This is a genomic window from Dermacoccus sp. Tok2021, from assembly GCF_019895135.1.
GTDB classification, from domain to species: Bacteria; Actinomycetota; Actinomycetes; order Actinomycetales; family Dermatophilaceae; genus Dermacoccus; species Dermacoccus abyssi.
This window is the reverse complement of the sequence record NZ_JAGTHU010000001.1, coordinates 188,411-214,458: the sequence shown is the minus strand read 5'-3', so window position 1 is coordinate 214,458 and position 26,048 is coordinate 188,411. Positions and strand designations below refer to the sequence as shown.

The following is a 26,048-nucleotide window of genomic DNA, read 5'->3' as shown; positions in this document are numbered from 1 at the left end:
CCAGAAGGACTTTCACTGCGTCGGGCTGACCTCGCGATACCAGGGCACGGTGGCAGCGTTCATGTGTGCCTCCTCATCCGGTTGTGCTGCTCACGGTTCTCCGGCACCTTATAGAGATTCGATGCGTCGCAGGCTGAATTCGCTCTGGGCACGGTGCCGGCCGAGCGTTAGGGTCGAAGCATGAACGGCATCGAGGTACTCAAGGATCTGGCGGGACGAGCCGCGGAGGTGGCGGGTTCCCTGCGGGACGTTCCGGCCGAGCGACTCAACGCTCACCCGGGGCACGACAACTCGATCGCGTGGCTGTTGTGGCATGCAGCTCGAGAGATCGACGTGCAGGTCGCGCAGCTCTCGGGCGAACAACAGGAGTGGACGCGAGGGGGCTGGGCGGAGAAGCTCGGCGTGGACCGCGGTGCGGACGCGATGGGCTACGGCGATTCCTCCGAGCAGGCGCGCGCCCTCGTGGTGAACGACGCGAACGCCCTCGTCGATCACCTCGAGGCCGTGACGGCTGCGCACGTGGCCTACCTCGACACCCTGACGGACGCGGACCTCGACGATGTCGTCGACGAGAACTGGGATCCGCCGGTCACCCGCGGCGCCCGCCTGGTGAGCGTCAGCGAGGATGCGCTGCAGCACGTCGGCCAGGCGAGCTACCTTGCAGGCATGAAGGATTCCGCCTTCGAGTGAGTCGCGTTCCGACGCGACGCCCGGTCGTCAGCGCACGTATCGTCGAAACATGACCATCAGCAGCCAGGACATCGACGACTTCTTCGGTCGCTATGCGGCGGCGCTCACGAATTTCGACGCCGGGGCCGCGGCGGACCTGTGGGCGACACCCGGCACGATCGTGGACGACCGGGTTCTCCGGCGTCCTCGACTCACGGGACGCGATGGTGTCAGGGCTCGAGCAGTCCTAGCCGGTCTACAAGCAGCTCGGTCTCGCGTCGGTGGCGTACGAGATCGTCGATCAGCGCCACTTCAGTGACCGTCTCGTCCTCGTCGCCGTCCGCTGGACGTTCTTCGACGCGAACGGGGACGCCCTCACGGACAGCAGCCCCTCCTACCTCCTGCGTCGCGAGGATTCCGGTCTGCGGGCGACCGTATGCATCCAGACCGACGACGTGGAGAAGCTGCAGGCACTCGCCGAAAGCCGCGGGGTGGATCTCGCGTCCCGCAGCGAGTGACTCTCACCGCGTCCGGCGAAACGAGCACGAAAAAGCGGGAGGGATCGCACGATGCGATCCCTCCCGCTGGCCTGTCGGGCTGACAGGATTTGAACCTGCGACCCCTTGACCCCCAGTCAAGTGCGCTACCAAACTGCGCCACAGCCCGTTGCGCCCGAGAGCGCAAGCCCCGAAGGGCGAAATGAACCTTACCCCACGGTGGCGGGCGCCTCACAATCGGGTGACGCGCGCCCCACTCGCAGGGGTCAGCGAGGCTCAGAAGTCGAAGATGTCCCCCGCGATGTCGCCGATGGCGTCACCGACGGAACCGAAGATGTCGCCGAGGCCGCCGGCCATGTCGCCGAGGTCGAACAGGCCCGCACCGTCGCCGAGAAGATCAGCCAGTCCGCCGATGGCCTCGATGCCGAGATACGCAATGTCGTCACCGAAGAACAGCCAGAAGAACGGGTCGGATGCCAGGCCGCCCATGATGTTGCCGTAGCCCTCGAGTTGGGCCGCCTTGGCGACGTCGCCGATCACCGACGCCCAGCGCTCGGTCAACCCGAAGATCATGGCGTACGGCAGGTAGCGGCTGAACAACCCTGCTGCCTCTTCGTACTTGATCTGACTGGCCTCCGCCGTCGCGATGTACTTGCGGAAACCGAGCGTCTGGATGCGAACGGCCGTGCCGTCGGCCGTACGCGGCGAGCGGCCGGCGAGGCCGAAGAAACCCTTGCTGCGCGGGTCACGCTCGTACCAGCCGCGCTCCATCGTCTCGCGGTACAGCGAGTCCGTGATGTGCCGCAGCGGCCCCCGCAGCTGGCGCTTCATCTGCTCCAGCCCGACGTATTTCACGCCGGGCGGGAAAAGCGCGTTGAGGAAGTCGGCCTCCACCTGCGTGATGATGTCGTCGCGCGGGAACTCGTTCTGCACGAACAACCACGAGTCGTCCTGCTTGTCGATGCGGAACCACCCGCGAAGGGACAGATCGATCATCATGGCCCCGATGTCACGCGGGTCCACCTTGCCGTCCACCACGGTGCCCGCGAGAGCCGCGCTGACGCCCTTGGGCGGCGAGAACTGCACGGCGGCCTCACCGGCCCACTCCTTGCGCCCCTTGACGCGGCGGACCTCCCCCGTGCCGGCAGCCGGCGTGAGACCGGGCGTGACGCCGACGTACTCGTAATCGTGGTTCCAACCGAACATCGATGACCTTTCGTTCGCGGGGCGCTCACAGCCTAGCCACCGCGCTCAGCCTCTGGCAGACCGGCTCAGCGATCTCCGGGGAACTTCGCGCCGTAGTTTCGCGCCACGGCGAGTACATACAGATCGTCGAGCGAGAAACCGCCCGATGACGCAGCAGCCATGCCGACCAGCATCGGGTTGCGGTGCATCTCGGCGAGCATCTGCCCAGCCGCGGACGTCGGACGTCCCGTCTGGGCGGTGTCGAGTTCCTTGGACCACGCACCGACGAGTTCGAACGCCACCGCGTAGGCGAGCTAGCCGCCCACGAAGCCCTCGCTCTGATCGTTCGCGAGCTGCTTGCTTTCGACCTTCGCGAGGTAGTGCTTGAACGACGCCGCCTCCCGCTTGAGACGCTCGCCGTCGGAGCTCAGCCACGACCCCCGGCGCCCCAGCATCCCGCGGGACGCCGGATTGCGGGTTGCGACGCCGTGGGCCACCATCTCGTCGCCCAGCGCCGTCGCCACCTCCTCGACATGCCCCCTGGAGGCGGTGCTTGAGCGACGACAGAGACACGTCCTGACGCGGCACGGCGTCACCGGGCGTCTGCGACAGGCCGGGCCGGAAGAGAGCATCCATGAGGCCGTCTGGTTGGCGTCCTGCGACGGTTGGTCCTTGTGCGAGCGGCTGAACATGGTGACCCCTTTTGAGTGTGTGCTGGCTCACCATAGGCGACGGCCGCCGTCTCGAACAGAGACGGCGGCCGGTCGTGGCCACAGCTGGATCAGCGCTGCTTGCGCTTCTCGCGCACGCGCACCGAGATCTCGATGGGCGTGCCGTCGAAACCGAACTCCTCGCGCAGGCGACGCTCGATGAAGCGGCGGTAGCCGGCCTCGATGAAGCCGCTCGCGAAGATGACGAAGCGCGGCGGACGCGTCGAGGCCTGCGTCGCGAACAGGATGCGCGGCTGCTTACCACCACGCACGGGGTGCGGGTGGGCTGCCACGACCTCGCCGAGGAACGCGTTGAGACGGCCCGTCGGGATGCGCTGGTCCCACGAGTCGAGAGCTACCTCGAGCGCCGGGACGAGACGGTCCGTGTGACGCCCCGTGGCGGCGGAGATGTTGACGCGCGGCGCCCACGGCACCTGCACGAGCTCGCGCTCGATCTCCTTCTCCAGGTAGTAGCGGCGCTCCTCGTCGAGCAGATCCCACTTGTTGTACGCGACGACGAGGGCGCGGCCTGCGTCGATGACCTGCTGGACGACACGCACGTCCTGCTCGGCGATGCTCTGCTCCGCGTCGATGAGGACGACGGCGACCTCCGCCTTCTCCAGCGCCGTCTGCGTGCGCAGGGACGCGTAGAAGTCGGCGCCGCGGGTCTGGTGAACGCGTCGGCGGATACCGGCGGTGTCGACGAAGCGCCACGTCTTGTCACCGAGTTCGATGTATTCGTCGACCGGGTCGCGCGTCGTACCCGCAACGTTGTCGACGACGACGCGCTCGGAGCCGGCGAGCTTGTTGAGCAGCGACGACTTGCCGACGTTCGGGCGCCCGAGCAGCGCGACGCGACGGGGGCCGCCGCGCGGGTAGGCGCCGGCCACGGCCGACTTGTCCGGAAGCTCGTTGATGATGGCGTCGAGGGCGTCACCCGTGCCGCGCCCGTGAAGGGCCGAGACCGGGTAGGGCTCGCCGAGTCCGAGCGACCACAGCATCGCGGCGTCCGCCTCGGTGCGGTTGTCGTCGACCTTGTTGGCCACGAGCACGACAGGCTTCTTCGAGCGGCGCAGCAGCTTGACGACGGCCTCGTCGGTGTCGGTGGCACCGACGGTGGCGTCGACGACGAACATCACGGCGTCGGCGAGTTCGACAGCCACCTCGGCCTGCTCGGCGACACGCAGGTGAATGCCCGTGGCGTCGACCTCCCATCCGCCGGTGTCGACGAGCGTGAAGCGGCGCCCGACCCACTCGGCGTCATAGGCCACACGGTCACGCGTCACACCCGGAACGTCCTCGACGACGGCCTCACGGCGGCCGAGGATGCGGTTGACGAGAGTCGACTTGCCGACGTTGGGGCGTCCGACGACGGCAACAACAGGGCGCAGGTCCGCCTCACTGAAGCCCTCGTCGTCACCGCCCTCGCCGCTGAGGAGGGCGCGGTCCTCGTCGCTGAGGTCGAAGTCCTCGAGCCCGACCCGGAGGGCCTGCTCGACGGACTCGTCGCCTGGGAAGTTCTGCTCGTCGCTCACGCGTCATACCTTCGAATGTCGGAAAGTTCTGCGCGGTTCGCTCGTCGATCGGAGTCTGATCCGTGTCGCGCCGCGCCATGACGCCGAACGGGCGTCAGACACCATTCTCGCGCACTTGGGCGAAAAGTCAGATTCGGGCAGCGCGCACGTGCTCCGCGAGGCGCACACGCAGCGCCTCGGTGGCCACGGCAACACGCTCGCGACCGGTGACGGCAGCGACGTCGGGCACGCCTGCGAGGTCGAACGGTTCGCCGAACGTCACCGACAGGCGTGAACGCACGCGCGGCAACGCACCCTTCGAGCGACCCGCCGTTCCCGACAAGGCAACCGGAACGACGACCGCCTTCGTTCCCAGCGCAAGGAACGCGGCTCCCTGCTGGGCGCTCGCCACCTCGCCACTGCCGCGCGTTCCTTCGGGGAACACGCCGACGACCCCGCCTGCGCGCAGGACCTCCCGTGCGCTGGTGAGCGCCTCACGGTCGGCGCTGCGCTGCGTGATCGGGATCTGCCCGACGCCGCGCAGGAGCCAACCGACCGGCCCGACGAAGTACGCCCGCTTGACGAGGAAGTGCACCGGTCGCGGGGACGTGATGAACCCCAGCGGCCCGTCGATGAAGCCGACGTGGTTCGCGACGAGAATGACCGGCCCACGCGAAGGCACGTGCGCTTGACCCGTCACCCGTGCGCGGTACAGGAGCCGCAGCAGCCCGACGCCCAGACGTTGGCCTACTCGTACGCCTCGATCAGCGTCCACGGGACGCGGCAGCCGAGAGGCCAGCCGCTCGTCCAGGTGTTGCGCAGCGCTGCGCAGACGCTCAGGCGGTTGCACGCTCGACGAGGGTCAGCACAGCTTCGACGGACTGCTGGAACGTCAGTTCGCTCGTGTCGAGTGTGACGACACCGTCAGCGGCGGTCATGAACTGGGAAACGGTCGAGTCGGCCTTGTCGCGGTCGACGATCTGGGCGCGCGTCGCGGCGAGCATCGACTCGTCGGCACCACCGTGAACCTCCTTGGAGCGACGAGCCAGGCGGGCCTCCTCGCTCGCCACCATGAGGATTCGCACCTCCGCGTCCGGCGCGACGACCGTGGTGATGTCGCGGCCCTCGGCCACCACTCCCCCTTGGTCGGCGGCGATCTGCGCCATGAGCTCGCGCTGACGCTGCTGCAGCTTGGGGCGCACCGCGAGGTTCGTCGCGACCTTGGAGACCACCTCGGCGATGCGCGTGGTGCGGATGTCGGAATCGATGGGGTTTCCGCCCATGGAGATGCTGGGAGCCTTCGGATCGGTACCCATCTCGAGTGGCATCGCGGCGACGGCGTCGGCGACGGCCTCGGTGTCGTCGAGGTCGATGCCCGCGTCGAGGCAGTACCACGTGAGGGCCCGGTACATGGCGCCCGTGTCGAGATAACCGATGCCCAGGTGCGCTGCGACCTTCTTGCTCACGCTCGACTTGCCGGAGCCCGAGGGCCCATCGATGGCGACCCGGAAACCGCTGCTCGTACTCGTCATGCGGGGATTCTAGTGCGTCTCGAGCACATGAACCGACCAGCCCTTGGCCGCCAGGGCCTCGCGCAGCACCTCGGCCCGGACCGGCAGCACGTCGATCTCCAGCAGACCTGCGGCGACCGAGGCGTCGTGCTCGAGGCGCAGGTCCTCGACGCTGACGCCGCTCTCCCCGACGACGACGAAGAGTCGCCCGAGAGCGCCAGGCTCGTCAGGGACGACGACGGCAACGGTCGCGTAGGTCGTCGGCGGCGTGCCGTGCTTGCCGGGAATGCGCGCCTGCCCGTCCTGGCCCGCCGCGATCGTGCCTGCGATCACAGCGCGGGGGCCCGGCCCGAGGCCGTCACCCGCCGCAGGCGAGTTTGGCTGCTCGACGGCACGCAATGCATCGCGCACTGCGGTGAGTTCCTCGATGAAGCGGTCCACGACGGGGCGCACGGCGCGCGCGTTACCCGCGAGGATCTGCGTCCAAAGGAGCGGGTCGCTCGCGGCGATGCGTGTGACGTCACGGACGCCCTGGCCGCTCAGCCCGACAGCGGGTTCCGACAGCTCGCGCAGTTGCGCCGCGACGAGGCTGGCGGCCAGCTGCGGCACGTGTGAGACGGCCGCGACGGCGGTGTCGTGCTCCTCGGGCGCCATCGTCACTACGCGCGCGCCGACGGACTCCGCGAGCGAGATGACATCACGCACCCGCTCCGCCTCGGCACCGTCGGGGCACACGACCCAGGTGCGGCCCTCGAAGAGGTCGCTGCGCGCGGCGACGGCGCCGCTTCGCTCACGTCCCGCCATCGGGTGCCCAGGAACGTAACGGGCAGCGGCGTCGGCGCCGGCGAGCTCTCGCACCGCGACGACGACGGCGTTCTTCACGCTCGCGACGTCGGTGACCGTGGCTTCCGGCCAGCGTTCGAGTTCGGCCGTAATGACATCGGCCGTGACGTCCGGTGGGGCCGCGACCACGACGACATCGGGCGCTGCATCGTCATCCGACGCGAGACGACCGCCGCCCATGTCGGCGGCCAGAGCCGCGGAAACCGGCGAGGTGTCGGTCAGCGTGACGTCGACACCCCGCACCCGCAGCGCGAGCGCGATCGACGTACCGAGCAGCCCGGCGCCGACGACGCGTACACGCTGCGGAACGCTCACAGCCCGGCGGTCTTGTACAGCGCCGCGACCTCGCGCTTGTTGAGCGGGCGCATCTTGCCCGGGCGAAGGTCGCCGACCTTGACGGGGCCGACCTGCGGGCGGGCGAGCGCGATGACCGGGTGGCCGACGGCCTCGAGCATGCGGCGCACGATGTGGTTGCGGCCCTCGTGAATGACGACCTCGACGAGCGCCATACCCGGCTGGCTGTCGACGACCTTGAACGAGTCGACCTTGACCGGCCCGTCCTCCAGTTCGATGCCTTCACGCAGGCGCTTGCCCAGGTCGCGCGGCACCGGACCCTGGATCGTGGCGAGGTAGACCTTCTCCACGCCGTAGCGCGGGTGCTGCAGACGATTGGCGAGATCGCCGTCGTTCGTCAGCAGGAGAAGGCCCTCGGTGTCCTGGTCGAGGCGTCCGACGTGGAAGAGGCGCTCGGTGCGTCCTTCGAGGTACTCCCCCACGGACGGGCGACCCATGTCGTCCTCCATCGTGGAAACGACGCCGGTGGGCTTGTTGAACGCGATGTAGACGAGCGTGTCGTCGAGCTGGATGCGCGCACCGTCGACGTGGATGACCGAGGTCTCGGGGTCGACACGCGTGCCGAGCTCGCTCACGATCTGACCGTCGACCTCGACGCGCCCTTCGGCGATGAGGTTCTCGCAGTGACGGCGCGAGCCGACGCCGGCCTGCGCGAGCACCTTCTGCAGGCGCGTTCCCTCGTCGACGTGCACGTCGCGCTGCGCAGCCTTCTTGGGCTGACGCTCGCGCGGCGGAGCGACCGGCTGGCCGTCCTTCGTCGTGCCGATGCCGAGCACGTCGGCCTCGTAGCGGCTGACCTTGCCGCCGGAGCCGCGGTTGACGCGGGTGCTGCGCTTGTCGCGCGCACCGGGGCGGGGCTTCTTGTTGTTCATCCGTGTCCTTGTTCCACTAGTTCGTCGATGATCGCAGCGTCCGGCAGGTAGGGCGCCAGCGGCGGGAGCTCGTCGAGCGAGCCGATGCCGAGACGCTGCAGGAAGTACGGGGTGGTGCCGTAGAGCGTGGCGCCGCCCTCGGCGTCGGAGCCGACCTCGGTGATGAGGCCGCGCGTGACGAGCGTGCGCGTGACGCCGTCGACGTTGACACCGCGGATCGCGCCCACGCGCGAACGCGAGATCGGCTGGCGATACGCGATGACGGCGAGGGTCTCCAGGGCAGCCTGTGTGAGCTTCGCCTGCTGGTTGCCGAGAAGGAACTTCTCGACGGCGTCGGCGTAGACCGGGCGGGAGTACATCCTCCACGAGCCGTCGACCTCACGCAGGGTGAAGCCGCGCTGCTGGGCGCGGTACTCGACCTCCAGGCCTTCGAGGTTGGCGCGGATCTCGCTCTCGCCCACACCGAACGCGGACGCGAGATCGGGCACCGAGACGGGCTCGTCGACGACCATGAGAACGGCTTCCAACGTCGAGCGCAGGCCGCCCGGAAGGTGGTGCACGACAAGGGGTTCGTCACCGTCGCGCGGTGCCGCCCGGTCGGGCTGCTCCTGCGGCATCTCAGTCATCTCCACCTCCGTTCACTCCTTCATTGTCCCAGGGCTCACCGTCGAACTCGTCCGAGACGACGATGCGCGCGTCGGGGTCCGCGCTCCAGCGCACGCTGAGCGGCTCGAGATGGGCCTCCTGCTCGAACGTCACGGCGGATTCCTTGAACAGTTCGAGCACCGCGAGGAAGCGCGCCACGACGACGAGCGTGTTGTCCGCGTCGGCGACGAGCTGCGCGAACGTCAGCTGCTCACTGCGTCGCAGTTTCGACGTGACGATCGTGGCCTGCTCGCGCACGCTCACCTGCACGGCGTGGAGGTGATCCACCGCCACAGTCGGCGGCACCTTCGGCGTCAGTGCCCGCGCCGCGACGACGGCGAGTTGCTCCGGCGTCGCCGTCATGACGAGTTCGGGCAGGAGCCCCGCGAAGCGCTCCTCGAGTCCGGCCTGGCGCGCGACGAGGCGGCCGTGGGTCTGCATCCGCTCGTCGAGGAACGTCGCCATGTCCTTGAACGCCCGGTACTGCAGCAGCCGGGCGAAGAGCAGATCGCGGGCCTCGATGAGTTCGAAGTCGTCCTCGTCGGCGGTGAGGCTCGGCACGAGCCGCGCGGCCTTGATCTCGAGCAGGGTCGCTGCGACGAGGAGGAACTCGCTCGCCTCGGACAGATCCCACTCGTCGCTCGCGGCGCGCGCACGACGAATGTGCGCGATGAACTCGTCGGTGACCTGCGAGAGCGAGATCTCCGTGACGTCGAGACGGTGCTTTGAGATGAGGCCGAGCAGGAGGTCGAACGGGCCGTCGAACACCTCACCGAGGTGGACGTGGAACGGCGTCGTCGCGGCCCGCCTCGTGAGAACTCCGCCGGGTGTCTCCTGCGTCTCCTGCGCCTCAGGTGCCGACGCGGTCGGCGCCTCGTCGCTCACCGGCGTCTCGGTCAGGGTGCGCCGCCGCGCGAGATGAGCTCACGCGCCAGCTGACGGTAGGACTCGGCCGCACCGTGGTTCGAGGCGTACTGCGTGATCGGCTCCGCGGCGAGCGTCGCGTCGGGGAACTTCACGGTGCGCGAGATGACGGTGTGGAAGACCTTGTCACCGAAGTGGTCGACGACCGAGCGCACGACGTCGCGGCTGTGGAGCGTGCGTCCGTCGTACATCGTGGCCAGGATGCCGTCGATCTCGAGGCGCGGGTTGAGGCGGTCCTGAACCTTCTCGATCGTCTCCACGAGCAGGGCCACACCGCGCATGGCGAAGAACTCGGCCTCGAGCGGAATGACGACGCCGTGCGACGCCGTGAGCGCGTTGACCGTGAGCAGGCCGAGCGACGGCTGGCAGTCGATGAGGATGACGTCGTACTCGTCCTCGACGCCCCGCAGCACGCGAGCGAGAACCATCTCGCGGGCCACCTCGCCGACGAGCTGGACCTCGGCGGCCGACAGGTCGATGTTGGCGGGCAGAACGTCGAGGCCCGCCATCTGGGTGTGCTGGATGACGTCGTGAATGTCGTGGTCCTTCTCGACGAGAAGGTTGTAGATCGTCACATCGAGATCGTGCGAGCGCACGCCGAGGCCGACCGACAGCGCACCCTGCGGGTCGAAGTCGACGAGCAGCACCTTGCGGCCGTACTCGGACAGAGCCGCGCCGAGGTTGATGGTCGAGGTCGTCTTGCCCACGCCACCCTTCTGGTTACACATCGAGATGATGCGCGCCGGGCCGTGCGAGTCGAGCATCGGAGGCGTCGGGAAGCCGGGCAGGGGTCGCCCGGTCGGTCCCCACTGCCCCGTCGCGTCGATTCCGGGCAAACGGTCAAGTTGACCTTGAGGATTCGCCGCCTTGGGCGTGCCGTCGGACGTCACTCGCAAGCCTCCAGTGATAGTTGAACGTTTGGCATCTCGCCAATCCCCTCAAGACTAGCGCGCGGCCTCGCGCCATGCCCAAACGAGCGGCGGATCAGCGGGCTCGCGGGTGCGCCGCGGCGAAGGTCTCGCGCAGCTGTTGCACCGAGACCATGGTGTAGATCTGCGTTGTCGTGACCGACGCATGCCCGAGCAGTTCCTGCACGACCCGGACGTCGGCGCCGCCCTCGAGCAGATGCGTGGCGAACGAGTGACGCAGGGTGTGCGGCGATATCTCCCCCGTGAGCCCGGCGGTCTCGGCGCTGCGACGAATGACATCGAACACGCTCTGGCGCGTGAGCCGCGAACCGCGCTGGTTGAGGAACACGGCCGGCGTTCCCTTGCCCTTCTGGGCGAAGCTCGGCCGCTCGCGGGTGAGGTACGCGGTGAGGGCATCAGCCGCGTACGAGCCGAGCGGGACGATGCGTTCCTTGCTGCCCTTTCCGAACAGGCGCACCGACTTCGTCGTGAGGTCCACGTCGTCGACGTCGAGGCCGACGAGTTCGCTGACGCGCGCGCCCACACCGTAGAGAACTTCAAGCAGGGCACGATCACGCAGACCGCCGGGGTGGCCCTCTCCCCCCGTGGCCTCAAGAAGCCGCTCGACGTCGCTGACGGGAATGGCCTTCGGCAGCTTGCGCGCCGGCGTGGGTGGTGCGACGTCGGCCGCCGCGTCGTCGCTGCCCGTCTCCAGCGACGTGAAGGTGTGGAAGCCGCGCACGGCCACGAGGGTGCGGGCAGCCGAACTCGCAGCCAGCGGCTTGTGCTCCGCATCCCCCTCACGCAGGTGACGAAGGAAGGCCTCGACGTGCTTCTCCTCGATGCCCTCGGGCGAGTTCACACCGTCGGCGGCGAGGAAGGCGAGGTAACGGGCGACGTCCCGGCGATACGCGGCCAGTGTGTTCGCCGAGACGCCCCGCTCGACCTGGAGGTGGTGCAGCCACGCCGTCGCGGCGTCACGCAGCGCGGCGGGCGCCTCGTTCATGTCGCCTCGTTCGTTCCTCAGCCGGGCAGGTGCAGCGTCGGCTGCGCGTCCTCGGCCGGGAGCGTCCACGTGTGGCGATCGGCGTCGCTCTGGTCGCCGGAGCGCAGATCCTTCACCTGATCGGCGTTGGGAACGCCGTCGCTCTCGCCGCCGAGGAACCACACGAAGGGGATGCCGCGACGGTCGGCGAACTGGATCTGTTTGCCGAACTTGGCTGCCTTCGGCGAGACGAGCGTCGGGATGCCACGAGCGCGCAGTGCGGCCGCCACGCGCATGCTCTCGTCACGCGATGCCTCGTCCGTCACGGCGACGAGCACCGCGGTGGGCGTCGGGCGCGTGGCGGCGAGGCCCCGCTCACCGATGAGCTTCGCGAGCAGGCGTGAAACACCGATCGAGAGGCCCACACCCGGGTAGGTCTTCTTGCCGTCGCTGGCGAGCGCGTCGTAGCGGCCACCGGAGCAGATCGAGCCGTACGCCTCGTCACCGACGAGCTGCGTTTCGTAGACCGTGCCGGTGTAGTAGTCGAGACCGCGCGCGATCTTGAGTTCCGCGACGAGCAGACCGGGCGCGTGCTCGGCCGCGGTGTCGATGACGGCCTTGAGCTGCGCCAGCCCCTCGTCGAGAATCTCGTGCTCGACGCCGAGAGCGCGCACCTTCTCGACGAAGCTGGAGTCGCTCGTCGAGATCGCGGCGAGGGCGAGCACCTTGTCGGCGTTCTCGTCGCTGACGCCTTCGGCGACGAGCAGTTCCTTGACCTTCGCCGGTCCGATCTTGTCGAGCTTGTCGACGATGCGCAGCGTGCCGGTGATGTCGTCGATGCCGAGGCCGCGGTAGAAGCCCTCGGGGATCTTGCGGTTGTTCACCTGGATGCGGAAGTCACCGATGGGCAGGCGCTTGAACACGTCGGCGATGACGAGCGGGAGCTCGACCTCGTAGTGGAAGGGCAACTCCCCCGCGTCGACGATGTCGATGTCGGCCTGAACGAACTCGCGGTAGCGCCCCGCCTGCGGGCGCTCGCCGCGCCAGACCGGCTGGATCTGGTAGCGGCGGAACGGGAACGTCAGCTTGCCGGAGTTCTCGAGCACGTACCGGGCGAAGGGCACCGTGAGGTCGAAGTGCAGGCCGAGTCCGGCCTCCTTCGCGTCGCTCTCGTCGGCAGCCAGGCGGGAGACGGCGTAGATCTCCTTGTCCGCATCACCGCCCTTGCCGACCAGACGCTCGACGGGCTCCACGGCCCGCGTGTTGATCGGCTCGAAGCCGTGGAGCTCGAAGACCTCAGCGATGACGTCGAGCACCATCTGCTCGGCGTAACGCTGTGCGGGAAGCCATTCGAGGAAGCCGGAGATCGGCGTGACCTTGCTCATGAGGTGAGTCCTTGGAGATACGGGTTGGTGGCGCGCTCACGCGCGATCGTGGTAGCCGGGCCGTGCCCGGGAAGAACGAGGGAGGAATCGGGCAGCGGAAGCACCTTGTCGCGCAGGCTGCGCTGCATGGCTTCGGCGCTGCCGCCGATGAGGTCGGTGCGGCCGATCGAGCCGGCGAACAGGACGTCACCGGTGACGACGGTGCTCGTCACCGACGCCGCCGTGGCGTCGTCGAGCCCCTGGGGAACGTCGTCGATCGTGAACATGACCGAACCCTCCGTGTGCCCCGGCGCATGGGTGACGCCGAACGTCAGGCCGGCGAGCTCAAGCGGGGCGCCCTCGTGGATCGAGACGACCTTCTCGGGCTCCTGCCACGTGGCGGCCTTGCCGAACGACTGCTCGAGCATGCCGCGAAGCTGCGGGCCGAGCTGGGCGTACGGATCGACGAGGCGGTAGCGGTCGTCCTCGTGGATGTGCGCCGCGATCGTGCCGCCGCACACCGGCGTCACGGAGAAGGTGTGGTCGAGATGGCCGTGCGTGAGCAGTACCGCGGTCGGCTTGAGGTCGAGTTCGGCGAGCACGTGCTCGAGCTGGTCGGTGACGCCGATGCCCGGGTCGACGACCACACACTCGGAGCCGCGCTCACGCGCGACGACGTAGCAGTTCGTGCCCATCGCGGCAGCAGGGAAGGAAACGGTCAGCACCCGCCCAAGCCTACTGGCCGCGGCCACTCGGCTTTCGCGCGTACCTCAGTACCGTGAAGTGTGTTGCCCGTCCGGGCGTGACATTGGCCGCATCCCACCTAGACTGATCGGGTTGCTGCCGGGGTGACGCATGACCGATTCCCCGGCTACGTCGAGAAAAAGGCATGAACGTGTCCGAGGACTCCACCACTCCCACCCCGACGCCCGGTTCCATCAAGCCGAGCGCAATGCCGAAGCCCACCGCGGTTCCGGCCGCCGCCGAAGCGTCCGGGACGCCCGCTGCCGCTCCTGCAGCGCCCATCGCCCCCGTTGCCGAGTCCACGTCCAACGCGGCCTCGTTCGGCCGTGTCGGCGAGGACGGCACGGTCTACGTCAAGACCCCGGACGGTGAGAAGGCTGTCGGTTCCTACCCCGGCAAGAGTGAGGACGAGGCGCTCGCCTACTTCGCGCGCAAGTACGACGAACTGCACGCCAGCGCAGCCCTGCTCCTGCAGCGCGTCACGCAGACTGACGTTTCGGCCCACGACGCCACCGAGTCGCTGAAGAACCTGCGCAAGCAGGTCGGCGAGGCGAACGTCGTCGGTGACCTGCCGGCGCTCGACGGCCTCGTCGAGGACATCTCGACGGCGCTGCGCGTCAAGGCGCAGGTCGAGGGCGAGCAGCGTGCCGCCGCGAAGGCCGAGGCGCTCGAGCAGCGTGAGGCTCTCGTCGCCGAGGCCGAGCAGATCGCCGCGCAGGACCCGGAGAAGGTGCAGTGGAAGAAGTCCACCACCCGCATGCGTGAGCTCCTCGACGAGTGGAAGGCCCACCAGAAGGGCGGCGCGCGCCTCGACCGTGACGTCGAGTCGACGCTCTGGCAGCGCTTCTCCGCGGCCCGCAACGGCTTCGACAAGACGCGCCGCGCGCACTTCAGCAAGCTCGACGAACAGCACGGTGCGGCGAAGAAGGAGAAGGAGCGCCTCGTCGCCGAAGCCGAGAAGCTCCAGAACTCCACCGACTGGGGTTCGACGGCGTCCGCGTTCAAGCGCCTCATGGGTGATTGGCGTGCCGCCGGCCGCGCGTCGCGCGCCGACGACGACGCGCTGTGGCAGCGCTTCAAGGCCGCGCAGGACGCGTTCTTCGCGGCCAAGGACGAGGTCGTCGCCGAGGAGAACAAGGAGTTCGAGGCGAACGCCAAGGTCAAGGAGGAGCTGCTGGCCGAGGGTCAGAAGATCCTGCCGGTCAAGGAACTCGGCGCCGCCAAGGCGCAGCTGCGCGCGCTCCAGGAGAAGTGGGACGCCGCGGGCAAGGTGCCGCGCAAGGACATGGACCGGCTCGAGAAGGGCATGCGCCGCATCGAGAACGCCGTGCGTGACGCCGAGCAGGCGCAGTGGAAGAAGTCCGACCCCGAGGTGAGCGCCCGCGCCAACTCGATGGTCGCGCAGTTGGAGTCGGCCATCGCCGACCTGCAGGCCGACGTCGACGCCGCCGAGGCGTCGGGCAACTCCAACAAGGCCAACAAGCTGCGTCAGGAGCTGAACGCGAAGCAGTCCTGGCTCGACCAGGTGCGTTCCACCGCCAGCGAGCTCGACGGCTGAGAGGTGTGATCTGATGTTCGGATCCGGTCGGTTCACGACGGATTCGGCCGCCGAAGGGCTGGTCGCTTACCTGAGCACCAGCCCTTCGCCGTTCCACGCGGTCGAGTCCACGGTACGTCTGCTCGAGGAGGCGGGCTTCGTCCGTCTCGACGAGGTCGACGTGTGGCCCACGGCGCCAGGGCGCTACGTCACGACGCGGGGCGGTTCGCTCGTCGCGTGGTCGAGCGAGCAGGTGGGTGAAGGCGCCTTCACGAAGGCTTCGGCGGAGGGGGTGCCCGGCTTCCGCATCGTCGGTGCGCACACCGACTCCCCCAACCTGCGCATCAAGCCGCGCCCCGATCACGAGCGCGCCGGATGGCAGATGCTCGGTGTCGAGCCCTACGGCGGCCTACTGCTCAACTCGTGGCTCGATCGCGACCTCGGCCTTTCGGGGCGCGTCTCCGTTCGCCAGGTCGACGGTTCGGTCGGCACGCGCCTGTTCCAGTGCGACGAGCCGCTGCTGCGCGTCTCCCAGCTCGCCATCCACCTCGACCGTTCCACGAACGACGGGCTGACGCTCAACAAGCAGGCCCACATGGAGCCGCACTGGGCGCTCTCGCAGGTGCCGACGTTCGCCGAGTGGCTCGCCGACCAGGTCGGCGTCGAGCCCCTCGACGTCCTCGCGTGGGACGCGATGACGCACGACACGCAGGCTCCGGCCCGCACGGGGCTGCACCACGAGTTCGTCGCCGGCGCCCGTATGGACAACCTTGCCACGAGCTTCGCAGCGACGATGGCGCTCCTCGACGCGGTGGAGAACCCGGCGGACGAGCCCGTCATCCCCCTCATCGTGCTGTTCGACCACGAAGAAATCGGCTCGATGTCGGAGCGGGGCGCGTTCTCGGCGTACCTGCCCACCGTTCTCGAGCGCATCGTCTCGTCGCTCGGCGGGTCACGCGACGCCCTGCACCGTTCCCTCGCGCGCACCGTCATCGCCTCGGGCGACATGGCGCACGCCACGCACCCCAACTACGCAGACCGTCACGAGCCGGCGCACCACATCGCGATGAACGGCGGCCCGGTGCTCAAGGTGAACACGAACCTGCGCTACGCGACGGACGCCGTCGGGGCGGCGCACTTCGCCGCCGCGTGCCGTCAGGCGGGCGTGCCCATGCAGGAGTTCGTCGTGCGCTCGGACCTGCCGTGCGGCTCGACGGTCGGCCCGATGACGGCGGCCCTCTCCGGTGCGACGACGGTCGATTTCGGCGCCCCCACGCTCTCGATGCACTCCATCCGTGAACTCGTCGGTGCGGCCGACCAGGCGATGTACGCGGCCGCGCTCGCGGCCTTCCTCGCCCCACGAGGTGCGTGAGACGCGGGCTGCTGCTCGACTGACGAGGAAAGTGCAGGTTGTGCGTGATATTTCACGAACAACCTGCACTTTGTTCATCAGTCATTGAGCGGGCGTAATTCGGTTGCGTCGAATTGGCGCACCGGCATCAACTGGGACGATGTTTGAGCACCTCGCACTTCGTCCGCTCCAGGTCAGCGACGCAGCCGACATGTCCGAGGTGCTGTCGGATCCCGAGCTCTATCGGTTCACGGGCGGTCATCCCCCAACGACGGGCGAACTGGAACGCCGCTACGCGGTTCAAACCCGAGGTGGCTCCCCCGCCGGCCTCGAGATCTGGATCAACGAACTCGTCTTCGCCCGGACTGACAGCGGCGAGCGGCCAGTGGGCTTCGTTCAGGCCACCATCCCTGTCGACACCGGGCCCACAGAGATCGCCTGGGTGATCGGAGTCCCCTGGCAGGGAAACGGTTACGGCCACCGCGCAGCCTCGCTCCTCATGGAGCAGCTTCGAGAACGAGGCATCACCGACGTGATCGCTCACATCCATCCCGACCACACGGCGTCACAGCGGATCGCGCAGCGGCTTGCGATGGAGCCGACCGACATCACGATCGACGGCGAGACCCTGTGGAAGGGCACGACTCCCGAACCAACGCGAGGTTGACTGAAGCTCTCTGCGCGCCCAGGTCGAACGGGTCAGTTCTTCTGTGTCGCTACCCCGGTCTCGTCGGCACTGTCGCCCGGCTCCCCCGGCTGGTCCTTGGCCTTCGCTCCCGTGCCCGTCAGTCGGTAGACGTCGAAGACGCCGCTGACGCGCCGGACGGCACGCATGACGTGGTCGAGGTGGCTCGCATCGCCCATCTCGAACGTGAACTTGCTGACGGCGACGCGGTTGCTCGCCGTCGTGAGGGCCGCCGACAGGATGTTGACGTGCTGGTCGCTCAGGGCGCGTGTGATGTCCGAGAGCAGACCGTTGCGGTCGAGCGCCTCCACCTGCAACTGGACGAGGAAGACGCTCGCCTGTCCCGGCGCCCAGGCCACCTTGATGAGGCGCTCCGGTTGACGCTTGAGGTCGTCGATGTTCGTGCAGTCGCTGCGGTGTACCGACACGCCGCGACCCGTCGTCACGAAGCCGACGATGTCGTCGCCCGGCACAGGCATGCAGCAGCGCGCGAGCTTCACCCACACGTCGTCAGTGCCGACGACGGTGACACCCGGGTCGGCCTTCATCCGCGGACGGCCGGTGCGCGGCGTCGCCGCCTCCGCCATGTCCTCGGTGGTCGCCTCTTCCCCACCGAGCGCCGAGACGAGCGAGCGCACGACCGCCTCGGTGGAGATGTGCCCGTCACCGATCGCGGCGTAGAGCGCGTCGATGTCGGCGTGGTTGAGGCGCGTGGCGACGTCCGTCAGGCTGTCGTGCGACATGAGCCGCTGCAGCGGCAGACCCTGCTTGCGCAGCGTCTTCGCGAGGGCGTCCTTGCCCTTCTCGATGGCCTCCTCGCGGCGCTCCTTGCTGAACCACTGCTTGATCTTGCTCTTGGCTCGCGGCGACTTGACGAAGCCGAGCCAGTCGCGGCTCGGACCCGCGCCATCTGCCTTGGACGTGAGCACCTCGACGACGTCACCCGTGGCGAGGGTCGTCTCCAGCGTGGCGAGTCGTCCGTTCACCCGGGCACCGATGCAGTGGTGCCCCACCTCGGTGTGCACGGCGTACGCGAAGTCGACGGGCGTCGAACCCGCCGGCAGCGCGATGATGCCGCCCTTGGGTGTGAAGACGTACAGCTCGCGGCTGCCGACCTCGAAGCGCAGCGACTCGAGGAACTCCCCCGGATCCTCCGTGTCGCGCTGCCACTCGAGCAGCTGTCGCAGCCAGGCCATGTCGTTCGTGCCGGCAGCGGGCGACGCAGCCGGGCCGGCGTTCTCGACGCCACGCTTCGCGTCGTCCTTGTACTTCCAGTGCGCGGCGACACCGTACTCCGCGCGACGGTGCATGTCGTACGTACGGATCTGGATCTCCACCGGCTTGCCGCCGGGGCCCACGACCGTCGTGTGCAACGACTGGTACATGTTGAACTTCGGCATCGCGATGTAGTCCTTGAACCGCCCCTGAATGGGCGTCCATCGCGTGTGCAGGGTGCCGAGCACTGCGTAACAGTCACGTACCGACTCGACGAGCACGCGCACGGCGACGAGGTCGTAGATGTCCTCGAAGTCGCGCCCCCGCACGATCATCTTCTGGTACACGGAGTAGTAGTGCTTCGGGCGTCCGGTGACCTCACCCTTGATGCGCGCCGCGCGCAGATCGCTCGCGACCTGCTCCTTCACGGTGCGCAGGTAGGACTCGCGAGCCGGCGAACGATCGGCCACGAGACGCACGATCTCGTCGTAGATCTGCGGGTACAGCGTCGAGAACGACAGATCCTCGAGCTCCCACTTGATCGTGTTCATCCCGAGGCGGTGAGCCAGCGGAGCGTAGATCTCGAGCGTCTCGGTGGCTTTGCGCTGGGCCGAGGCTTGCGAGACGTAACGCCACGTGCGCGCGTTGTGCAGACGGTCGGCGAGCTTGATGACGAGCACCCGGATGTCCTGCGCCATCGCGACGACCATCTTGCGCACCGTTTCGGCCTGCGCAGCGTCGCCGTAGGTGACCTTGTCGAGCTTCGTCACGCCGTCGACGAGGCGGGCGATCTCGGGGCCGAAATCCTTCGTCAGCTGGTCGAGGGAGTAGTCCGTGTCCTCGACGGTGTCGTGCAGCAGCGCGGCGGCCAGCGTCGGCGGCGTCATGCCGAGTTCGGCAAGGATCGTCGCGACGGCGAGCGGGTGCGTGATGTACGGGTCGCCGCTCTTGCACACCTGGTGACGGTGGCAGCGCTCCGCGACCTCGTACGCCCGCACGATCAGCGCGGTGTCGGCCTTGGGGTGGGTCTCGCGAACGGTGCGAAGCAGCGGTTCCAGAACGCGGTTGTTGCTCGGGCGCGGACCGCCGAAGCGCACCAGCCTCTGGCGCACTCGCGACGACGAACTCGAACCGGACTGCTCAACCATGGGCCGATAGTAGTGGCAAACGCCACTCAGCCGACGACGAGGCCCGTGTGAACGGGCCAACGCTCCAGGCGTGCTCGGCCGTCGAGGAAGGCCAGTTCGACCAGGACGTCGAACCCGACGACGCTTCCGCCGACCTTTTCGACGAGCTCGCACGACGCCACAGCCGTGCCACCGGTGGCGAGGACGTCGTCGATGACGAGCACTCGCGCGCCCGGCTTCACGGCGTCGGTGTGCATCTCGATGGTCGCCGAGCCGTACTCGAGGTCGTACGACTGCGCGACGACCTCACCGGGCAGCTTGCCCTTCTTGCGAATCGGGACGAATCCGACGCCCATGCGCTGGGCCAGCGGTGCCCCGATGACGAACCCACGCGCCTCGACGCCCGCGACGACGTCGACGCCGCCCTCGTGACGCTCCGCGAGGAGATCGAGCACCGAACCGAAAGCCGCGGCGTTCGCGAACAGCGGCGTGATGTCCTTGAACACCACGCCCGGCGTCGGGAAGTCAGCGACGTCCCGAGTGTGCCGAGCGACGAGGCCGGCCACCCGCTGCTGGTAGTCCGTCATCACTCGTCTCGCTGAGCAGCCGGGTGTGCACCACGACGACGCATCGTCGCCGAAGCGCCGCTCGCTGCACCGGAGGCAGCCCGGCTCGTCAGCACACCCGAGGAGTCGGCGCCGTGGCCGGCGTCCTCGTCACTGTCACCCGCGGCCCGCTTCTGGTAGGCCTTGGCGCGACGCGCCAGCTCCTGCACGCCCTTCTCACGGCGACGCAGGTCGGTGAGCGCCGGCGTCGCGATGAAGATCGAGGAGAACGTACCGACGGCCACACCGATGAACAGGGCGACCGCGATGTCGAGCAGCGTGCTCGGGCCGATGAAGAAGACACCGACGACGAGGATCGCCGCGATCGGCAGGAGGGCCACGACCGAGGTGTTGATCGAACGCACGAGCATCTGGTTGACGGCGTAGTTCGCGGCCTGGTCGAAGCTGCGGCGTCCCGTCGCGAAGGCCTCGGACGCGTTCTCGCGCACCTTGTCGAAGACGACGACGGTGTCGTAGATCGAGTAACCGAGGATCGTGAGGAAGCCGATCATCGTCGCCGGCGTCACCTCGAGACCCGTAAGGGCGTAGATACCGACGGTGAAGAACAGGTCGTGGATGAGGGCGATGAGCGCAGCAGCCGCCATCTTCCACGTGCGGAAGTACAGCGCGAGCACGACCGACACGAAGGCGAGGAAGACGAACAGGGCGACGATGGCCTTGTTCGTCACGCTTTCACCCCAGGAAGGGCCGATGAACGAGGTCTCGGCGCTCGTGGCCGGAACGTCGAACTCCTTGGCCAGGGCGTTCTTGACGGCCTCCGTGGTGGCCGGGGTGCCGTCGCCGAGCTTCTCGGCCTGCACGCGGACCGTGCCCTCACCGAGCTTCGAAACACGCAGGTTCGATTCGGTCTTCGTCACCGCCGTGACGGCGTCGGCAGCACGCGTGTCGTAGCTGGCCGTGTTCGAGATACCGGGAACGCGGATCTCGGAGCCACCGGTGAACTCGAGGCCGAAGTTGAGGCCACGACCGAACAGACCGGCTGCGGCGAGGACGAGCAGCACGGCGGTCAGGGCGTACCAGCGCTTGCGCTTGCCGATGAAGTCGAACTGACGACGACCCGTGTAGAGGTCGTTTCCGAACGTTGCGAAGCTGGCCATCAGGCGGTGCCCTCCTGAGCTGCGCGGCGACGGTCGGCCAGCGTCACGCGGCCGCGACCCGCGTACGTGGCGGTGCGCGCACCGAGACGCTCCGGGTCGAGACCCGAGGCCGGGTGGCCGTTACCGAAGAACTTCGTACGGGCGAGAAGTGCCACTACGGGGTGGGTGAACAGCATGACGACCAGGAGGTCGATGAGCGTCGTGAGGCCGAGCGTGAACGCGAAGGCCTTGACCGTGCTCTCCGACAGGACATACAGCACGGCGGCCGCGAGGAAGTTCACCGCGTCCGAGATGATGATCGTGCGCTTGGCCCGGGCCCAACCGGTGTCGACCGCGGCTCGTAGTGGCCGTCCCGAGCGCACTTCGTCTCTCACGCGTTCGAAGTACACGATGAACGAGTCGGCGGTGATACCGATCGCGACGATGAGGCCCGTGACACCCGCCATGGACAGACGGAAGTTGTTGACCGAACCCAGCAGCGTCACGGCGAGGTAGGTCATGGCCGCTGCGACGAGCAGGGACGCGACCGTCACGAGGCCGAGCGCACGGTACTGGAAGAGCGAGTACAGGACGACGAGGCCGAGACCGATGGCGCCGGCGATGATGCCCTTCGTCAGCTGGTCGGAGCCGAGCTCCGGGCTCAGCTGATCGGACGTGAGTTCCTTGAACGACATCGGCAGCGCACCGAACTTGAGGGAGTCAGCGAGCAGCTTGCCGCTCTCGGCTGTGAACCCACCCGTGATCTGGGCCTGGCCCGACGTGAGCGGCTCACGGACGTTCGGGGCCGAGATCGACTGACCGTCGACCGTGATGGCGAAGCGGTTGCGCGGCTCCTGAAGGAGCGCCACTCGGCGCGTCACGTTGGCGAAGGCCGTCTTACCCTCACCGTTGAGCTTGAGGTCGACGGCGATCTCACCCGTCTGGTTGCCCTGCTGGTTCGTGGCCATACCGCTGCTCGCGTCCGTGAGATCGGCGCCCTTGACCTCGACCGGTCCGAGCAGCAGCTTCTCGTTGCCCTCCTTCGAACAGACGACAACCGGCTTGTTCGCAGGGATGCTCGCCGCGACCTCCTGGTAGGAGGGCGTGCAGGCATAGACCTGGAGCAGCTGGTTGTACGTCATGTTCGACGAGGCGATGCCGGCCTTGACCCACGCGGCGTCGACCTTCTGCTCGCCCCACGCGGTGTCGCTGGCGTTCTCCGGGCCGACCTGCTTGTAGGCCGAGGGCAGTACGTCCTTCGACGAGCTGGAACTCGACGGTGCAGGCGACGACGATCCACCCGAGGAGCTCGCCGACGGGGAGGTCGATGCCGAACCCGAGGGCGTCGCCTGGTTCGCGCCGGAGCTCTTGATGACCTCGGGCAGGCGGTAGGGCGACTGTCCCTGCTTCGAGCCCTGGGCCGTCGCGACGACGGCGCGGAAGTCGAGCTGCGAAGAGCGCGACAGGGAGTCGAGCACCTGACGGCTCGGGTTGCCCGGAATCGACACGACGATGTTGCGCGCACCGAGCGTCGTCACCTCGGCCTCGGCGGTGCCGGACGCGTCGACGCGGTTACGGATGATGTCGACGGCCTGCTTGACCTGCGACTCGTTGACGGACGAACCGCCGGTGACGACAGGTTCGAGGACGACCTCACGGCCACCCTCGAGGTCGAGACCGAGCTTCGGCAGCCAGCTGTCCGTTGCCGCGATTCCGCCGATGAGAGCCAGGAACACGATGAGGAGGCCGGCGAGGCTCTTCTTCGGGCTGGACGGCGGAGTCTTCTTCGCCTTCGCGCGGTTCGGGCGGTTCGAGTCGATGTTGTGCGGCGCGCCGGTCGGCGTGCTCATCGTGCGTCGCCCTCGGCGCCTGCGGCGTCGTCGCGTCGGTTCTCGTCCTGAACCCGACCGGAGACCGGGTCGACATTGGCCGGCAGCAGCGCGCGGCGGTCGAAGCGGATCACCGTGCCGGGCGCCACCTCGACCTCACCCGTGGCGTCGTCGAGGCGACGCAGCGTGCCGTACATTCCACTCGTCGTGCAGACCTCGTCGCCCACGCTCAGCGCAGCCTGCGCCCTCTGGGTCGCCTGGGCTCGCTTGCGCTGGCTGAAGAACATCAGCGCAATGAGGAGGAAGGGCAGGAGCAGCAGGAGCATCGAGAAGCCGGAGCCTCCCGACTGCGATGCGGCAACCATGTTCGGCATGAAGGTCCTCACGTAGTTCTCGGGTCTGCCGGGGTCCGCATCCACGTCAGGTGCCGGACCACTGGCCGCACCACCCTACCCGGTGAAGCGCCCGTCCCCACCCTCGGCCGGGTCGAACAGCGCGCCGCCCAGGGACGATTCCGGTGGGGTGAGCCCGAGGTGGCTCCACGCGAGCGGCGCCGCAGCGCGCCCTCGCGGCGTGCGGATCATGTAGCCCTCGCGCACGAGGTACGGCTCAGCCACGGTCTCGACGGTGTCGGGCTCCTCACCGACGGCGACGGCGAGTGTCGACAGGCCCACAGGCCCACCACCGAACCGGCGGCACAGGGCCTCGAGCACGGCACGGTCGAGCCTGTCGAGGCCGCTCGCGTCGACATCGAAGAGGTCGAGCGCGGCTCGGGCCGACCCCAGGTCGACGACCTGACGGCCGTGCACCTGCGCGTAGTCACGGACGCGGCGCAGGAGTCGGTTCGCGATGCGCGGGGTACCGCGCGAGCGACCGGCGATCTCCTCGATGCCCTCGCGTGTCGCGGGCACGCCGAGCAGGTCGGCGTTGCGCGCGAGGATGGCAGCAAGATCGCTCGCCTTGTAGTAGTCGAGGTGGCCGGTGAAGCCGAAGCGGTCACGCAGCGGCGCGGGCAGCAGCCCCGCACGCGTGGTGGCGCCGACGACGGTGAACGGCGGCAGTTCGAGCGGGATGGCCGTTGCGCCCGGCCCCTTGCCGACGATGACGTCGACGCGGAAGTCCTCCATCGCGAGGTACAGCATCTCCTCCGCCGGGCGCGCCATGCGGTGGATCTCGTCGAGGAAGAGCACCTCGCCCTCGGTGAGAGAGCTGAGGATGGCCGCCAGGTCACCCGCGTGCTGGATGGCGGGTCCGCTCGTGATGCGGATAGGGGCCTCGAGCTCGCTCGCCACGATCATGGCGAGCGTCGTCTTGCCGAGCCCGGGAGGGCCGGAGAGCAGGACGTGGTCCGGCGGCGCACCGCGTCGGCGCGCGGCCTCGAGCACGAGACCGAGCTGATCACGCACCCGCTCCTGACCGGGGAAGTCGGCCAGCTTCTTCGGCCTCAGGGCCGCTTCGAGCTGCTGCTCGTCCTCAGAACCGTGCGGGTCGACGAGGCGCGGCGAGATGTCGGCGCTGTGGTCCTCGAAGTGTGCCGGACTCATCGGCCGAGCTCCCGTAGGGCCAGGCGCAACAGGACGGGCGTCGTGGCGCCGTCGGCCTCGGGCAGCTTGGCGACCTTGGCCACGGCGTCATCGGCCTGCTTGGCGCTCCAGCCGAGCCCCACGAGCGCCTCTGCCACCTGCGAGTCACCCGGTGTCGTCGCGGCAGGTACCTCGGGCGTGGCCTCTGTTTCGCCCGTACCGACGGGCACGACCTTGTCGCGCAGTTCGAGGACGATGCGCTCGGCGCCCTTCTTGCCGATGCCGGGCACCTTCGTCAAGGCGGTGACGTTGCCTGTCGCGATGGCCGACGACAGCTGCGCCGGGTCGTGAACGGCCAGCATCGCCAGGGCGAGGCGCGGCCCGACACCACTGACGGTCTGCACCTGCTCGAACAGGGCGCGTTCGTCGTCACCGGCGAAGCCGAAGAGGGTGAGCGAGTCCTCACGCACCACCAGCGACGTCGCCAGGCGCATCGACTCCCCCGGGCGCGCCGAGGCGGCCGTCGCAGGCGTGGTGTGGACGAGCAGCCCGACTCCCCCGACCTCGAGGACCACGGTGTCGAGCGTCGCTGCTGCGACGGCGCCGGTGAGGCTGGAGATCATGGACGGGCTCCTCGGGTGGGGGCGTCGCGGGAGGCGGACGAGCGCAGCGGCTCACGATACTGCTTGGCCGCCGAACGGGATCGACGCGCCGCAGCAGCTTCTGCGGCACGGTACTGGGCCGCCGCCGGGGCGAACGGACGCTCGCCGTCGGTGTTGGCCCGACGGGCGGCACCCGCACCACGCCAGTGGTGACAGATGGCAAGAGCCAGAGCGTCGGCGGCGTCAGCGGGCTTGGGGGCGCTCTCGAGACCGAGGATGCGCGTCACCATGGCCGTCACCTGAGCCTTGTCGGCCCGCCCGTTGCCCGTGACAGCTGCCTTCACCTCGGACGGCGTGTGCAGACCGAGCGGCAACCCGCGCGACGCAGCAGCGAGCATCGGAACGGCGGAGGCCTGGGCGGTGCCCATGATGGTCGAGACGTCGTTTCGGGCGAACATGCGCTCGACGGCGACGGCGTCCGGCCTGGTGCGTTCGAAGACGGCCTCGAGTTCCACCTGCAACTCGTGAAGACGCTCGTGCAGTGGGGTGTCCGCACCGGTGCGGATCACGCCGACCGTGACGATCTGCAGGCGACCGCCGGGAGCGCCCTGAACCACTCCGACGCCGCAGCGCGTCAGACCGGGGTCAACGGCGAGCACACGCATGCGCAACGCTCCTTCCGCTGACGGGACCGCCCCGGCACCTGACCAACAAGATGACAAGACGATGAGTCGATGCGAACACCTGTTCGC

27 protein-coding genes and 1 tRNA gene are annotated in these 26,048 nt (G+C 68.6%); 5 read left to right on the top strand and 23 right to left on the bottom strand.

Translation table 11 applies throughout. The features are described from left to right. Positions 1-180: 180 nt before the first annotated feature. Both K9D12_RS00995 and K9D12_RS14750 read left to right on the top strand, forming a co-directional pair. On the top strand, positions 181-690 hold the full coding sequence (locus K9D12_RS00995; RefSeq protein WP_129663650.1) for a DinB family protein: 510 nt from the start codon (positions 181-183) through the stop codon (positions 688-690). A gap of 260 nt (positions 691-950) precedes the next feature. Next, positions 951-1,187: a hypothetical protein gene (locus tag K9D12_RS14750; protein WP_225910757.1), complete on the top strand. Its 237-nt coding sequence runs from the start codon at positions 951-953 to the stop codon at positions 1,185-1,187. A 74-nt stretch (positions 1,188-1,261) separates the two neighbouring features. Here K9D12_RS14750 and K9D12_RS00985 read toward each other — a convergent pair. The 15 genes from K9D12_RS00985 to K9D12_RS00915 all read right to left on the bottom strand — a co-directional run bounded on the left by K9D12_RS00985 (position 1,262) and on the right by K9D12_RS00915 (position 13,706). Beyond that, positions 1,262-1,335, bottom strand: a tRNA-Pro gene (locus K9D12_RS00985). Between the two features lie 107 nt (positions 1,336-1,442). Beyond that, on the bottom strand, positions 1,443-2,372 hold the full coding sequence (locus K9D12_RS00980; RefSeq protein WP_129663652.1) for a DUF2207 domain-containing protein: 930 nt from the start codon (positions 2,370-2,372) through the stop codon (positions 1,443-1,445). Positions 2,373-2,437: 65 nt separating this feature from the next. Beyond that, entirely contained in the window at positions 2,438-2,653 is a 216-nt protein-coding gene (locus tag K9D12_RS00975) for a hypothetical protein (RefSeq protein WP_129663654.1), read from the bottom strand. 12 nt (positions 2,654-2,665) lie between these two features. Next, complete coding sequence (locus K9D12_RS00970; RefSeq protein WP_129663656.1) at positions 2,666-2,875, bottom strand: hypothetical protein; 210 nt, start codon at positions 2,873-2,875, stop codon at positions 2,666-2,668. A gap of 257 nt (positions 2,876-3,132) precedes the next feature. Next, complete coding sequence (gene der / locus K9D12_RS00965) at positions 3,133-4,596, bottom strand: ribosome biogenesis GTPase Der (protein WP_047311586.1); 1,464 nt, start codon at positions 4,594-4,596, stop codon at positions 3,133-3,135. A gap of 127 nt (positions 4,597-4,723) precedes the next feature. Continuing rightward, positions 4,724-5,350 carry a lysophospholipid acyltransferase family protein gene (locus tag K9D12_RS00960; protein WP_370633435.1) on the bottom strand — a complete coding sequence of 209 codons (627 nt, stop codon included), beginning with the start codon at positions 5,348-5,350 and terminating at the stop codon, positions 4,724-4,726. 61 nt (positions 5,351-5,411) lie between these two features. Further along, on the bottom strand, positions 5,412-6,107 hold the full coding sequence (gene cmk, locus K9D12_RS00955) for a (d)CMP kinase (RefSeq protein WP_129663659.1): 696 nt from the start codon (positions 6,105-6,107) through the stop codon (positions 5,412-5,414). 9 nt (positions 6,108-6,116) lie between these two features. Further along, entirely contained in the window at positions 6,117-7,244 is a 1,128-nt protein-coding gene (locus tag K9D12_RS00950) for a prephenate dehydrogenase (RefSeq protein WP_129663661.1), read from the bottom strand. Then, positions 7,241-8,155 (bottom strand): pseudouridine synthase, encoded by a 915-nt coding sequence (locus K9D12_RS00945; protein ID WP_047311583.1) that lies wholly within the window; start codon positions 8,153-8,155, stop codon positions 7,241-7,243. The genes K9D12_RS00950 and K9D12_RS00945 overlap by 4 nt, the downstream gene beginning before the upstream one ends. After that, a complete protein-coding gene (scpB, locus tag K9D12_RS00940; RefSeq protein ID WP_129663869.1) occupies positions 8,152-8,772 on the bottom strand; it encodes an SMC-Scp complex subunit ScpB in 621 nt (206 codons plus the stop codon). Before scpB ends, K9D12_RS00945 begins: the two co-directional genes overlap by 4 nt. A gap of 1 nt (position 8,773) precedes the next feature. Continuing rightward, positions 8,774-9,685, bottom strand: a complete 912-nt coding sequence (locus K9D12_RS00935) for a ScpA family protein (RefSeq protein ID WP_165357866.1) — start codon at positions 9,683-9,685, stop codon at positions 8,774-8,776. An 11-nt stretch (positions 9,686-9,696) separates the two neighbouring features. Continuing rightward, positions 9,697-10,560: a ParA family protein gene (locus K9D12_RS00930; protein ID WP_223059237.1), complete on the bottom strand. Its 864-nt coding sequence runs from the start codon at positions 10,558-10,560 to the stop codon at positions 9,697-9,699. Between the two features lie 148 nt (positions 10,561-10,708). Beyond that, positions 10,709-11,638 (bottom strand): site-specific tyrosine recombinase XerD, encoded by a 930-nt coding sequence (xerD, locus tag K9D12_RS00925; protein WP_129663667.1) that lies wholly within the window; start codon positions 11,636-11,638, stop codon positions 10,709-10,711. Between the two features lie 17 nt (positions 11,639-11,655). Further along, the gene (gene hisS, locus K9D12_RS00920) at positions 11,656-13,002 is read right to left on the bottom strand and encodes a histidine--tRNA ligase (RefSeq protein WP_129663668.1); all 1,347 of its coding nucleotides are present in this window, start codon (positions 13,000-13,002) and stop codon (positions 11,656-11,658) included. After that, positions 12,999-13,706: an MBL fold metallo-hydrolase gene (locus K9D12_RS00915; RefSeq protein ID WP_047311577.1), complete on the bottom strand. Its 708-nt coding sequence runs from the start codon at positions 13,704-13,706 to the stop codon at positions 12,999-13,001. Before K9D12_RS00915 ends, hisS begins: the two co-directional genes overlap by 4 nt. Positions 13,707-13,870: 164 nt before the next feature. On the opposite strand from K9D12_RS00915, the gene K9D12_RS00910 reads away from it, so the two are divergent. From K9D12_RS00910 to K9D12_RS00900, 3 genes are all read left to right on the top strand, one after another. Next, entirely contained in the window at positions 13,871-15,283 is a 1,413-nt protein-coding gene (locus K9D12_RS00910; RefSeq protein WP_225910756.1) for a DUF349 domain-containing protein, read from the top strand. A gap of 13 nt (positions 15,284-15,296) precedes the next feature. Continuing rightward, positions 15,297-16,634 carry a M18 family aminopeptidase gene (locus K9D12_RS00905; protein ID WP_129663670.1) on the top strand — a complete coding sequence of 446 codons (1,338 nt, stop codon included), beginning with the start codon at positions 15,297-15,299 and terminating at the stop codon, positions 16,632-16,634. 139 nt (positions 16,635-16,773) lie between these two features. Further along, positions 16,774-17,280, top strand: a complete 507-nt coding sequence (locus tag K9D12_RS00900; protein ID WP_129663672.1) for a GNAT family N-acetyltransferase — start codon at positions 16,774-16,776, stop codon at positions 17,278-17,280. A 32-nt stretch (positions 17,281-17,312) separates the two neighbouring features. On the opposite strand, the gene K9D12_RS00895 is transcribed toward K9D12_RS00900, so the two are convergent. From K9D12_RS00895 to ruvC, 8 genes are all read right to left on the bottom strand, one after another. Next, positions 17,313-19,661, bottom strand: a complete 2,349-nt coding sequence (locus K9D12_RS00895; RefSeq protein ID WP_223059236.1) for a bifunctional (p)ppGpp synthetase/guanosine-3',5'-bis(diphosphate) 3'-pyrophosphohydrolase — start codon at positions 19,659-19,661, stop codon at positions 17,313-17,315. 26 nt (positions 19,662-19,687) lie between these two features. Continuing rightward, positions 19,688-20,227, bottom strand: coding sequence for an adenine phosphoribosyltransferase (locus K9D12_RS00890; RefSeq protein ID WP_047311573.1), 540 nt, complete (start codon positions 20,225-20,227; stop codon positions 19,688-19,690). Next, positions 20,227-21,363, bottom strand: a complete 1,137-nt coding sequence (secF, locus tag K9D12_RS00885; protein ID WP_129663676.1) for a protein translocase subunit SecF — start codon at positions 21,361-21,363, stop codon at positions 20,227-20,229. The genes K9D12_RS00890 and secF overlap by 1 nt, the downstream gene beginning before the upstream one ends. Then, positions 21,363-23,192, bottom strand: a complete 1,830-nt coding sequence (secD, locus tag K9D12_RS00880) for a protein translocase subunit SecD (protein ID WP_129663678.1) — start codon at positions 23,190-23,192, stop codon at positions 21,363-21,365. The genes secF and secD overlap by 1 nt, the downstream gene beginning before the upstream one ends. Next, entirely contained in the window at positions 23,189-23,545 is a 357-nt protein-coding gene (gene yajC / locus K9D12_RS00875; protein WP_129663680.1) for a preprotein translocase subunit YajC, read from the bottom strand. Before yajC ends, secD begins: the two co-directional genes overlap by 4 nt. Positions 23,546-23,620: 75 nt before the next feature. Beyond that, positions 23,621-24,715: a Holliday junction branch migration DNA helicase RuvB gene (gene ruvB, locus K9D12_RS00870; protein WP_225910755.1), complete on the bottom strand. Its 1,095-nt coding sequence runs from the start codon at positions 24,713-24,715 to the stop codon at positions 23,621-23,623. Continuing rightward, positions 24,712-25,317: a Holliday junction branch migration protein RuvA gene (gene ruvA / locus K9D12_RS00865; protein WP_129663682.1), complete on the bottom strand. Its 606-nt coding sequence runs from the start codon at positions 25,315-25,317 to the stop codon at positions 24,712-24,714. Before ruvA ends, ruvB begins: the two co-directional genes overlap by 4 nt. Next, positions 25,314-25,961 (bottom strand): crossover junction endodeoxyribonuclease RuvC, encoded by a 648-nt coding sequence (gene ruvC / locus K9D12_RS00860; RefSeq protein ID WP_129663684.1) that lies wholly within the window; start codon positions 25,959-25,961, stop codon positions 25,314-25,316. The genes ruvA and ruvC overlap by 4 nt, the downstream gene beginning before the upstream one ends. Positions 25,962-26,048: the final 87 nt, after the last annotated feature.